11 protein-coding genes are annotated in these 12,000 nt (G+C 55.7%); 8 read left to right on the forward strand and 3 right to left on the reverse strand.

Features of this window, described 5'->3' with window-relative positions:
- Positions 1-34: 34 nt before the first annotated feature.
- Positions 35-1,366: an ATP-dependent RNA helicase SrmB gene (gene srmB / locus AC22LX_RS09500; protein WP_045392789.1), complete on the forward strand. Its 1,332-nt coding sequence runs from the start codon at positions 35-37 to the stop codon at positions 1,364-1,366.
- 45 nt (positions 1,367-1,411) lie between these two features.
- On the opposite strand, the gene grcA is transcribed toward srmB, so the two are convergent.
- Positions 1,412-1,795: an autonomous glycyl radical cofactor GrcA gene (gene grcA, locus AC22LX_RS09505; RefSeq protein ID WP_002914084.1), complete on the reverse strand. Its 384-nt coding sequence runs from the start codon at positions 1,793-1,795 to the stop codon at positions 1,412-1,414.
- Between the two features lie 312 nt (positions 1,796-2,107).
- Between grcA and ung the strand changes: the two genes are divergently transcribed.
- Positions 2,108-2,797, forward strand: coding sequence for a uracil-DNA glycosylase (gene ung / locus AC22LX_RS09510; protein ID WP_045392791.1), 690 nt, complete (start codon positions 2,108-2,110; stop codon positions 2,795-2,797).
- A 55-nt stretch (positions 2,798-2,852) separates the two neighbouring features.
- On the opposite strand, the gene AC22LX_RS09515 is transcribed toward ung, so the two are convergent.
- On the reverse strand, positions 2,853-3,923 hold the full coding sequence (locus AC22LX_RS09515) for a tRNA/rRNA methyltransferase (protein WP_015703188.1): 1,071 nt from the start codon (positions 3,921-3,923) through the stop codon (positions 2,853-2,855).
- Between the two features lie 204 nt (positions 3,924-4,127).
- On the opposite strand from AC22LX_RS09515, the gene trxC reads away from it, so the two are divergent.
- The 5 genes from trxC (at position 4,128) to AC22LX_RS09540 (ending at position 9,848) form a co-directional block, all read left to right on the forward strand.
- Positions 4,128-4,553 (forward strand): thioredoxin TrxC, encoded by a 426-nt coding sequence (gene trxC, locus AC22LX_RS09520; RefSeq protein ID WP_487333957.1) that lies wholly within the window; start codon positions 4,128-4,130, stop codon positions 4,551-4,553.
- A 69-nt stretch (positions 4,554-4,622) separates the two neighbouring features.
- Entirely contained in the window at positions 4,623-5,321 is a 699-nt protein-coding gene (gene tapT, locus AC22LX_RS09525; protein ID WP_045392793.1) for a tRNA-uridine aminocarboxypropyltransferase, read from the forward strand.
- 35 nt (positions 5,322-5,356) lie between these two features.
- Positions 5,357-8,032 (forward strand): bifunctional acetate--CoA ligase family protein/GNAT family N-acetyltransferase, encoded by a 2,676-nt coding sequence (locus tag AC22LX_RS09530; RefSeq protein WP_063447722.1) that lies wholly within the window; start codon positions 5,357-5,359, stop codon positions 8,030-8,032.
- A gap of 96 nt (positions 8,033-8,128) precedes the next feature.
- Entirely contained in the window at positions 8,129-9,484 is a 1,356-nt protein-coding gene (gene pssA, locus AC22LX_RS09535; RefSeq protein WP_045392797.1) for a CDP-diacylglycerol--serine O-phosphatidyltransferase, read from the forward strand.
- Positions 9,485-9,524: 40 nt separating this feature from the next.
- Positions 9,525-9,848 (forward strand): YfiM family lipoprotein, encoded by a 324-nt coding sequence (locus AC22LX_RS09540; protein ID WP_045392800.1) that lies wholly within the window; start codon positions 9,525-9,527, stop codon positions 9,846-9,848.
- Between the two features lie 2 nt (positions 9,849-9,850).
- Here the strand turns inward: AC22LX_RS09540 and AC22LX_RS09545 are convergent, their stop codons facing one another.
- Entirely contained in the window at positions 9,851-11,149 is a 1,299-nt protein-coding gene (locus AC22LX_RS09545; protein WP_045392803.1) for an MFS transporter, read from the reverse strand.
- Between the two features lie 164 nt (positions 11,150-11,313).
- Here AC22LX_RS09545 and AC22LX_RS09550 point away from each other — a divergent pair, with 164 nt between their 5' ends.
- Positions 11,314-11,520: a hypothetical protein gene (locus AC22LX_RS09550; RefSeq protein WP_213293157.1), complete on the forward strand. Its 207-nt coding sequence runs from the start codon at positions 11,314-11,316 to the stop codon at positions 11,518-11,520.
- The last annotated feature ends 480 nt before the right edge of the window (positions 11,521-12,000 follow it).

Consider the following 12,000-nt stretch of genomic DNA (forward strand, 5'->3'; position numbering starts at 1 on the left):
CGTCTATAATCGGCGGCCCACTCAGAGGTAGAACATGACTGTAACGACTTTTTCCGAACTTGAACTCGACGAAAACCTACTGGAAGCGCTCCAGGATAAAGGTTTCACACGCCCGACAGCCATTCAGGCCGCCGCTATTCCGCCTGCGCTTGATGGCCGTGATATTCTCGGTTCTGCGCCGACAGGCACCGGTAAAACTGCGGCATATTTGCTGCCAGCGTTGCAGCATCTGCTTGATTTCCCGCGTAAGAAATCGGGGCCGCCGCGGATCCTTATCCTGACGCCGACCCGCGAGCTGGCGATGCAGGTTGCCGATCACGCCCGCGAACTGGCGAAGCATACCCATCTGGATATTGCCACCATTACCGGCGGCGTTGCGTACATGAACCACGCGGAAGTGTTCAGCGAAAACCAGGATATCGTGGTCGCCACCACCGGTCGCCTGCTGCAGTATATTAAAGAAGAGAACTTCGACTGCCGCGCGGTAGAAACGCTGATCCTTGATGAAGCGGACCGCATGCTGGACATGGGCTTTGCCCAGGATATCGAAACCATCGCCGGTGAAACCCGCTGGCGCAAGCAGACCATGCTGTTTTCCGCCACGCTGGAAGGCGATGCGATTAAAGACTTTGCCGAACGCCTGCTGGAAGAGCCGGTTGAGGTTTCCGCGAATCCGTCGACCCGCGAACGTAAAAAAATCCACCAGTGGTACTATCGCGCCGATGATATCGAGCATAAAACCGCGCTGCTGGTTAATCTGCTGAAGCAGCCGGAAGCAACCCGCTCTATCGTGTTCGTGCGTAAACGCGAGCGCGTTCATGAACTGGCGGCCAAGCTGCACGAAGCAGGCATCACCACCTGCTGGCTGGAAGGCGAAATGGTGCAGATCAAACGTAACGAAGCGATTAAACGCCTGACCGATGGTCGCGTGAACGTGCTGATTGCCACCGACGTCGCCGCGCGCGGTATTGATATTCCGGATGTCAGCCACGTGTTTAACTTCGATATGCCGCGCACCGCCGATATCTATCTGCACCGTATTGGCCGTACCGGCCGTGCTGGTAAGAAAGGCACCGCTATTTCGCTGGTTGAAGCGCACGATCATCTGCTGCTGGGCAAAATCGGCCGCTACGTTGAAGAACCGCTGAAAGCTCGCGTGATTGATGAATTGCGACCGAAAACCCGCGCGCCGAGCGAGAAGTTAACCGGTAAGCCATCGAAGAAAGTGCTGGCGAAACGCGCCGAGAAAAAAGAGAAAGAAAAAGAGAAGCCGCGGGTGAAGAAACGCCACCGCGATACAAAAAACATCGGTAAGCGCCGTAAGCCAAGCGCTGCCGGGACGCCGTCAACGTCCAACGAAGAGTAAAAAAAACGCCGGGATATCCCGGCGTTTTCACATCTGGCTTTAGCCTTACAGGCTTTCGGTAAAGGTACGAGCGATAACGTCGCGCTGCTGTTCCGGAGTCAGAGAGTTAAAACGTACCGCGTAGCCGGAAACACGAATGGTCAGCTGCGGGTATTTTTCCGGGTGCTCAACGGCATCCAGCAGGGTTTCGCGACGCAGCACGTTCACGTTCAGGTGCTGACCGCCTTCCACACGGACTTCCGGTTTCACGTCTACCGGGATTTCACGGTATTCGATTTCACCCAGTTTGCTCACCGCAACCACGTCATCTTCCGCAAAACCACCTTTGGCGCACAGGCAGCGCGCTTCGCCTTTTTCGCTATCCAGCAGCCAGAAAGAGTTCAGCAGGTCGTCGTTTGCCGCTTTAGTAATTTGGATACCAGTAATCATTTGATGCCTCCCAGGCAGTGTTTATTCGATTTTGGCCTCTTTGCGGCCAATTGGTAAAACCATTGTTGTATGAGTGTATATATATCAGCCACACACCCGGCATTCATTGATTTAAATCAACAAAAACCACTCACTCAAAGTGGGTATATGAGGATAGTATTGTTTTACATCAAGTTACGCCAGTAGGTGCCATAAAAAATTTTGTAAATTTTCAATTTTTTTTATGTACAACCAGTCAGGAATGACGTCGCGATTTTGTTATGCAGAAAGAAGCAGTTAAGCTATGGGCATGACACTTTGCAGGAGAGCGAGATGACCACCCCATTAACCTGGCACGACGTGCTGGCGGAAGAGAAGCAGCAGCCCTATTTTCTCAACACCCTCAAGACCGTCGCCGAAGAGCGTCAGTCCGGCATGACTATCTATCCGCCGCAGAAAGATGTCTTTAACGCCTTTCGCTATACCGAACTGAGCGAGGTCAAAGTGGTCATCTTAGGTCAGGATCCCTATCACGGCCCGGGACAGGCGCACGGTCTGGCCTTTTCTGTTTTACCGGGAGTACAGATACCGCCGTCGCTGCTGAACATGTATAAAGAGCTGGAAGGCACCATCCCCGGCTTTCAGCGCCCGGCGCATGGTTATCTGAAAAGCTGGGCGCGCCAGGGCGTGCTCCTGCTTAATACCGTGTTAACGGTGCGCGCCGGTCAGGCGCATTCACACGCCAGTCTCGGCTGGGAAACCTTTACCGATAAAGTGATAGCGCTGATTAACCAGCATTGTGAAGGAGTGGTATTTCTGCTGTGGGGTGCGCACGCGCAGAAGAAAGGCGCCATTATCGATCGCCAGCGCCATTGCGTCCTGAAGGCGCCGCACCCGTCACCGCTGTCGGCGCACCGCGGTTTCTTCGGCTGCAATCACTTTGTGCAAACCAACCAGTGGCTGGCAGAACGCGGCGAGGCGCCCATTGACTGGATGCCGGTGCTGCCCGCTGAAAGCGAGTGAGCGACGACAATAAAAAAGCCAGCATCAGCTGGCTTTTTGCATTCAGAGACCGTTATCAGGCCTTATTCTGACGCCACCATTCCGCCAGCAGCACGCCGGTCGCCACGGAGACGTTAAGACTTTCGACATTGCCGGTGCCGTCGATGGCGACGTTGAGGTCAGAGCTGGAGATCGCCGCATCGGACAGACCGTCACGCTCCTGGCCTAATACCAGCACCATTTTTTTCGGCAGCTCGGCCTTAAACAGCGGCGTACCGTTATGGCTGGAGGTCGAGACGATGGCGTAGCCAGCCTGACGGAACTGCGTCAGGGTATCGATAAAGCTGTCGCCGGTGATCGGCTCAACATGTTCCGCGCCGCCTTCTGCAGTGCGGATCGCCGCGCCAGACTCCAGCACGCCGGCATCCTGTACTACCACGCCTTTCACGCCAAAGTGCGCGCAGCTACGCATAATCGCGCCGAGGTTGTGCGGGTTGCCAACATCTTCCAGCGCCAGTACGCAATCTTCGGCTTCTGCTTTCGCCACCCACTGGGCCACGGAAGTACCATGACGTTTTTTGATCAGGAAGCAGACGCCGCCGTGGTGTTCGGTACCAGACGCTTTCGCCAGCTCGGCTTCGTCCACTACGTGGTAGGCCTTACGGTTGGCTGCCATCCAGCGCAGCGCCTCTTTAAAGCGCGGGGTAACGCTCTGGATAAACCAGGCGCGTACGATGGCTTCCGGACGGCTCTGGAACAGCGCCTGACAGGCGTTCTCGCCGTAGACGCGGGTCTCTTCCGCGCGCTGACGACGCAGCACTTCCGGATCGATAAAGCTCTTACCGCTAATGCCGCCGTGATCTTCTTTTACCGGCGTCTCATCGCCCGGAGCGCGGGAAACGGTGCGCCACGGGGACGCATCATCGCGATTAAAATCATTACGCTTGCGATCGTCGCGTTTGCGATCGTCGCCGCGGCTGTTACGTTCATCGCGCGCAGGGCGGCTGCGGCCGTCAACACGTGATTTTCCTGGACGCCCTCCCCCTTTCCCGGTACGCGGGTTATGGGTACGTTTGTCAGAATCATCATCACTGCGGACATACATCACTTTGACCTTGCCGCTTTTATTTTTCAGTTCGTCGCTCATCTATTTTCTCCACCTGCGCTGCGCGAAGCGCGAAGATTACCCGATGTATCTTCACTTAGCCATTATTTCATTTAAAAGCCTTGGTCTATTGTAACCATCGAACAAAAGACATTGTCCTTTATTCGCGCCTAATCGATAATATGTAACATTACAGAAACAAATCGGCCACGTGCCGCGCTGCAACCCCATAACCAGAGGTTAGTTATGAATACCGTTTGTGCCAGTTGTCAGGCTCTTAACCGCATCCCCGAAGACCGTAGCGCCGATGGCGCCAAGTGCGGACGCTGCGGCCACGATCTCTTTGACGGCGATGTCATCAACGCGACCGGGGCAACGCTGGATAAACTATTAAAGGACGATCTGCCAGTCGTGATTGATTTCTGGGCCCCGTGGTGCGGTCCATGCCGTAGCTTCGCGCCGATCTTTGAAGATGTGGCTGAAGAGCGCAGCGGCGAAATGCGTTTTGTGAAAGTGAACACCGAAGCCGAACGCGAACTGAGCACTCGCTTCCGCATCCGTAGCATTCCAACCATTATGATGTTCAAAAATGGTGAAATGGTCGACATGCTGAATGGCGCCGTCCCCAAAGCGCCGTTCGATAGCTGGTTGAACGAAGCCAACCAACAGTAAAGCCGCCGGGGCACCGCTTGTGCCCCGATTTCTCCTCTGCGACAATAGCGTTTTTCATTAGCGACTCCCATGATTGATAACGCTGTCCTTCGGCTACGCGCCGAACGCCTCGCGCGCGCAACCCGGCCTTTTCTTGCTCGCGGCAACCGCATCCGCCGCTGTCAGCGCTGCCTGCTCCCCCTAAAACAGTGTCTGTGCGTAACGCTGGCACCAGTGCCCGCCGACAGCCGCTTTTGCCTGGTGATGTTCGACACCGAGCCGATGAAGCCCAGCAATACCGGACGTCTTATCGCCGATATTCTGCCCAATACCGAAGCGTTTCAGTGGTCGCGTACCGAGCCGCCGCAGGCGTTGCTCGATCTGGTCGCCAACCCTGATTATCAGCCCATGGTCGTCTTTCCGGCCTCTTATGCCGGAGCGGATCGTCAGGTACTGAGCGCCCCGCCGGAAGGTAAGCCGCCGCTGTTCATTATGCTCGACGGCACCTGGACGGAAGCACGGAAAATGTTTCGCAAAAGTCCGTATCTCGATGCGCTGCCGGTAATCTCAGTCGACCTGTCGCGCATCTCCGCCTATCACCTGCGCGAGGCCCACGCCGACGGCCAGTACTGTACAGCGGAAGTCGCCATTGCTCTGCTGGATTTAGCCGGCGACGCACAGGCGGCGGCCGCGCTTGGCGATCACTTTAGCCTGTTCAGAAGCCGCTATCTGGCGGGAAAAACGCAGCATAAGGGCAGTATCACAGCACAACAGGCTGAAAGCGTTTAAAATCATTCGGTCACTGGGGATTAAAGGAGACCGGTATGAGCCAACGAGGCCTGGAAGCACTGCTGCGGCCAAAATCGATCGCCGTCATTGGCGCATCGATGAAACCGCAGCGCGCTGGCTATTTAATGATGCGCAATCTGTTGGCCGGCGGTTTTAATGGCCCGGTCCTGCCGGTGACGCCCGCCTGGAAAGCGGTGCTTGGCGTACTGGCGTGGCCGACTATCGACAGCCTGCCTTTTACTCCGGATCTGGCGGTGCTCTGTACTAATGCCCGGCGCAACCTCGAGTTGCTCGAGGCCTTAGGGCGGAAAGGGTGTAAAACCTGCATTATCCTCTCTTCACAGCCGGACCAGTACCCGGCGCTGCTCGAATGCGCCGCCCGTTATCAAATGCGTCTACTCGGCCCCAACAGCCTGGGGCTCCTGGCGCCGTGGCAGGGCCTCAACGCCAGCTTCTCGCCGGTGCCTATCCAGCGCGGCAAGCTGGCGTTTATCTCGCAATCCGCCGCCGTCTCCAACACCATTCTGGACTGGGCGCAGCAGCGTGAAATGGGCTTCTCGTACTTTATTGCGCTGGGCGATAGTCTTGATATCGACGTCGACGACCTGCTCGATTTTCTCGCCCGTGATAGCAAGACCAGCGCCATTCTGCTCTATCTGGAGCATCTCAGCGATGCGCGGCGTTTTGTCTCCGCCGCCCGTAGCGCCTCGCGTAATAAACCCATTCTGGTCATCAAAAGCGGCCGCAGCCCGGCGGCGCAGAAATTGCTGCATGTAAACTCAGGAATGGATCCCGCCTGGGACGCCGCTATTCAGCGGGCGGGGCTACTGCGCGTGCAGGACACCCACGAGCTCTTTTCCGCCGTTGAAACCCTGAGCCATATGCGCCCATTGCGCGGCGAAAAACTGATGATCATCAGTAATGGCGCGGCGCCGGCGGCGCTGGCGTTGGACGAACTGTGGCTGCGTAACGGTAAGCTCGCCACGCTTAGCGAGGCAACCAGCAACCAGCTCAAACAGACGTTACCGACAGGCGTCGAGGTTGCTAATCCTCTGGATCTGCGCGATGACGCCAGCAGCGAGCATTATCTCAAGGCGCTGAATGTGTTGCTGGATAGCCAGGATTATGATGCGCTGCTGGTGATCCACTCCCCCAGCGCCGCGGCGCCGGGTACCGAAAGCGCGCTGGCGTTGATTGATGCCCTTAAGCGTCATCCGCGCGGGAAATACGTTACGGTGCTGACGAACTGGTGCGGAGAGTTCTCCTCCCAGGAGGCGCGACGGCTATTTAGCGAAGCCGGCATTCCAACCTATCGCACGCCTGAGGGTACCATTACCGCCTTTATGCATATGGTGGAATACCGTCGCAACCAGAAACAGCTACGGGAAACGCCGGTATTGTCCGATACGTTGACCGCCAATACCGCCGAGGCCCACACGCTATTGCAGCGCGCGCTGAGCGAAGGCGCGACCTCACTGGACACCCATGAAGTCAGCCCGGTGCTGCGCGCCTACGGCATCCATACTCTGCCCACCTGGATTGCCGCCGACAGCGCCGAAGCGGTACATATCGCCGAGCAGATTGGCTACCCGGTGGCGTTGAAGTTACGTTCGCCGGATATTCCACATAAATCTGAAGTTCAGGGCGTTATGCTCTATTTACGAACCCCTGCTGAAGTCCAGCAGGCGGCGGACGCGATTATCGACAGGGTAAAAATGGCCTGGCCGCAGGCGCGTATTCATGGCCTGCTAGTCCAAAGCATGGCCAACCGCGCCGGGGCGCAGGAACTTCGGGTCGTCGTCGAGCATGACCCGCTTTTTGGCCCGTTGATCATGCTTGGCGAAGGCGGTGTCGAGTGGCGAGCGGAAAATCAGGCCGCGGTCGCCCTGCCGCCGCTGAATATGAACCTGGCTCGTTATCTGGTGATCCAGGCCATTAAGAGCAAAAAAATCCGCGGACGCAGCGCGCTACGCCCGTTAGATATTCCCGGTCTTAGCCAGTTGCTGGTGCAGGTCTCTAATCTGATCGTCGATTGCCCCGAGATCCAGCGGTTGGATATTCACCCCTTGCTTGCTTCCGGCAACGAGTTTACCGCCCTCGACGTCACCCTCAGCCTGGCGCCATTTAGCGGCGACAGCGAAAGCCGGCTGGCAGTCAGACCCTATCCGCAACAGTTAGAAGAATGGGTGGTGATGAAAAACGGTGAACGCTGCCTGTTCCGGCCGATCCTGCCTGAGGATGAACCTCTGCTATTGGCTTTTATCGAACAGGTCACCAAAGAAGATCTCTATTACCGCTACTTCAGCGAGATCAACGAATTCACCCATGACGACTTAGCCAATATGACCCAGATCGACTACGATCGTGAAATGGCCTTTGTTGCGGTACGCGCTACGGAGCAAGGAAGCGAGATCCTTGGCGTGACCAGAGCGATTTCCGATCCTGATAACATTGATGCCGAGTTTGCCGTACTGGTACGCTCGGATCTGAAAGGTTTAGGTCTGGGGCGACAGCTCCTTGAAAAGCTTATCGCCTATACGCATGGACACGGATTACAGCGCTTAAATGGCATCACCATGCCAAATAACCGCGGCATGATAAGCCTTGCCAGAAAACTTGGCTTTGCCGTAGATATCCAGCTAGAAGACGGAATTGTGAGCCTGTCTCTTGCGCTGAATACGTTACATTCGGTGACAAGCGACAGCAATTAATGACCACATTCGCGGGTAGTGATGTTATTATTGCCCGCTTACGTCGTCTGCATGGTACAGAAGACCCTTCAATAAACAGAGAAGAAACGCACTGTGATGTTGTCAAAATTTAAGCGTAATAAACATCAACAACACCTTGCCCAACTCCCTAAGCTCTCTCAGTCAGTTGATGATATCGAGTTCTTTTACGCGCCGGCTGATTTCCGCCAGGCGCTACTGGCAAAGATAGCCCACGCCACCCAGCGTATTTGCATTATTGCGCTCTACCTTGAGCAAGATGATGGCGGAAAAGGAATACTGCAAGCCCTGTACGACGCCAAACGTCAACGTCCGGAACTGGACGTGCGCGTGCTGGTTGACTGGCATCGCGCCCAGCGCGGCCGCATCGGCGCTGCAGCCTCCAATACCAATGCCGACTGGTACTGTCGTATGGCCCAGGAAAATCCTGGGATTGATATCCCGGTCTATGGCGTCCCGGTCAATACCCGTGAAGCGCTCGGCGTGCTCCATTTTAAAGGCTTCATCATCGACGATAGCGTCATCTATAGCGGCGCCAGCCTGAACGATGTGTACCTGCATCAGCATGATAAATATCGCTACGATCGCTATCAGTGCATCCGCAACGGCAAGATGGCCGATGTCATGTTCGACTGGGTCGAGCACAACCTGGTAGAGGGTCGCGGCGTGAATCGTCTCGATCGCCCGGATCGGCCGAAAAGCCCGGAAATCAAAAATGATATTCGCCTGTATCGCCAGGATCTGCGCGAAAGCGGCTATCACTTCACCGGCAATGCCGATGAAGATCAACTATCAGTCACACCGCTGGTCGGGCTCGGTAAATCGAGCCTGCTCAACAAGACTATCTTCCACCTGATGCCGTGTGCGGAACATAAGCTGACAATCTGCACCCCGTATTTCAACCTGCCCGCCGTACTGGTCAGAAATATTATTTCTCTGCTACGCAGCGGCAAAAAAGTGGAAATCATCGTCGGCGATAAGACCGCGAACGACTTCTATATCCCGGAAGATCAGCCGTTTAAAATCATCGGCGCACTGCCTTATTTGTACGAAATTAACCTGCGACGCTTCCTGAGCCGCCTGCAGTATTATGTGAATACCGATCAGCTCATCGTGCGTTTATGGAAAGATGACGATAACAGCTACCATCTAAAGGGTATGTGGGTTGATAACGAATGGATGCTGTTAACCGGCAATAACCTCAATCCGCGCGCCTGGCGGCTGGACTTGGAAAATGCCGTGCTTATCCACGATCCTAAACATCAACTGCGCGAAATGCGGGAAAAGGAGCTTCAGCTCATCCGTACGCATACGACGGTAGTGAAGCATTATCGCGATCTGCAAAGCATCGCCGACTATCCGGTGAAGGTGAAAAAGCTCATTCGCCGTCTGCGACGTATCCGCATCGACCGTCTTATTAGCCGCATTCTTTAAATCAATGCCCCGTTTACGGGGCTTTTTTTCAGGAAGCACTATGCGTCATCTTGTTATTTTTGCCCCTTTACTGCTTGGCGGCTGCAGCCATATGGCCAATGATGCCTGGAGTGGTCAGGACAAAGCCCAACACTTTCTCGCGTCGGCAATGCTCTCCGCGGCCGGCAATGAATATGCGCAGCATCAGGGATACAGCCGCGATCGCAGCGCCGCCATCGGTCTGATGTTTTCCGTTAGTCTGGGGGCATCAAAAGAGTTATGGGACAGCCGCCCGGCAGGGAGCGGCTGGAGCTGGAAAGATTTCGCCTGGGATGTCGCCGGCGCCACTACCGGCTATGCGGTGTGGCAACTGGCGCATCAATAAGGTTACAAACGCAGACCCTTCCCTTTACCGTGCAGCATCAGAGACACCAGGAAGGCAATCGCCGCCATCGCCGTCACGTACCAGTAGAAGGCATTCTCCATTCCCGCAGATTTAAGCGACAGCGCGACGTATTCCGCTGAACCGCCGAACAACGCGTTTGCTACCGCATAGGACAAGCCCACGCCCAGCGCGCGAACCTGTGCCGGAAACATTTCCGCCTTAAGGATCCCGCTGATGGAAGTGTAGAAGCTGACAATCAGCAACGCACAAATCACCAGGGCAAATGCGGCATACGGCGAGCTAACATTCTGCAGCGCACTCAAGATTGGAACGGTAAACAGCGTCGCCAGCACGCCGAAACACAGCATTGAAGTGCGGCGACCCACCTTATCCGAGAAGGCGCCAAACAGCGGTTGTACCAGCATATACACAAAAAGCGCCGCCGTCATAATCATACTGGCGGTGCTGGCCGACATGCCGGCGGTATTCACCAGATATTTTTGCATGTAGGTGGTGAAGGTGTAAAAAGTCAGCGAGCCGGCGGCGGTAAAGCCCAGCACCATGACAAAAGCCCGGCGATTACGCCACAAACCTTTAAAGGAACCGGCCTCTTTCAGCGCTCGGGTTTCCTGTTTCGAGGTTTCATCCAACTGACGGCGCAGCCACAGCGCGACGATGGCCAGTACGGCGCCCAGAGCAAAAGGTATACGCCATCCCCAGGCATGCAAGTCTTCATCACTGAGGATTTGTTGTAGCGCGACAACGACCAGTACCGCCAGCAGTTGACCGCCAATTAACGTAACGTACTGGAAGGAGGCGTAGAATCCTTTCTTTCCTTCTACTGCCACTTCACTCATGTAGGTCGCGCTGGTGCCATATTCCCCGCCAACGGACAGGCCCTGGAACAGACGTGCCAGCAGGAGCAAAGCCGGTGCCCAGGTGCCGATAGTGGCGTATCCCGGTAGACAAGCAATTACCAGCGAGCCGAAGCACATCATGCATACCGAAATAAGCATTGAGGCTTTACGTCCGCGACGGTCAGCAATGCGGCCAAACAGCCAGCCGCCGATGGGGCGCATCAGGAAGCCAGCGGCAAAAACTCCGGCGGTTTGTAACAATTGAGTAGTGGTATTTCCTGAAGGGAAAAAGATGTGCGCAAAATAGAGTGAGCAAAATGAATAGACATAAAAATCAAACCATTCCACCAGGTTCCCTGAAGATGCGCCCACAATTGCCCATACTCGGCGCCGGGTATCTCCCTGTTCCAGGGCCCCCTGCTCGTTAATACTGCTTTCTGTCATTGTAATTTTGCTCCAGCAAAGACCGTAATCTGTCTCATCGGGCGTGACACGTCACTTCGACAAATTAATTAGTGAACCAAATGTTATATAATTGTTATTTATTTATATGTGATTGTATTCACATTTTTTTTCGTAACACCGCTTTTCGCGATTAACGTCAGTACATGCGCAATGAAAAAGAGAATTATGGCGAAGTGGGTACAACGACGGGGTTTTATATGGCTTTGAATGAAGGTGAGCGTGTGGATATGGCGCGATCTTCCCCGCAGGAAGTGCGGATCTGTAGCCCCGGTAAGCGCAGCGCCACCGGGGGAGACGGCGGCGCGTCTGGCCGCAAAACACAAAAACAAAAGGCCCAGTCTTCCGACTGAGCCTTTCGTTTACGTTGCTATGGCAGCGGCTTTCCCCGGAGGCGGTGCTGCGCACCTTTTCCGGGCTACGGGTTGGTAGCCCCGGTAAGCGCAGCGCCACCGGGGGAGATGGCGGCGTGTCTGGCCGCAAAACACAAAAGCAGAAAGCCCGATCTTCCGACGGAGCCTTTCGTTTACGTTGCTATGGCAGCGGCTTTCCCCGGAGGCGGTGCTGCGCACCTTTTCCGGGCTACGGAGTCTGTCGCCCCGGTAAGCGCAGCGCCACCGGGGGAGACGGCGGCGCGTCTGGCCGCAAAACACCAAAACAAAAGGCCCGGCCTTCCGACTGAGCCTTTCGTTTACGTCGATATGGCAGCGGCTTTCCCCGGAGGCGGTGCTGCGCACCTTTTCCGGGCTACGGGTTGGTAGCCACGGTAAGCGCAGCGCCACCGGGGGAGACGGCGGCGCGTCTGGCCGCAAAACACAAAAACAAAAGGCCCG

It is taken from the genome of Klebsiella sp. PK01 (assembly GCF_057624675.1).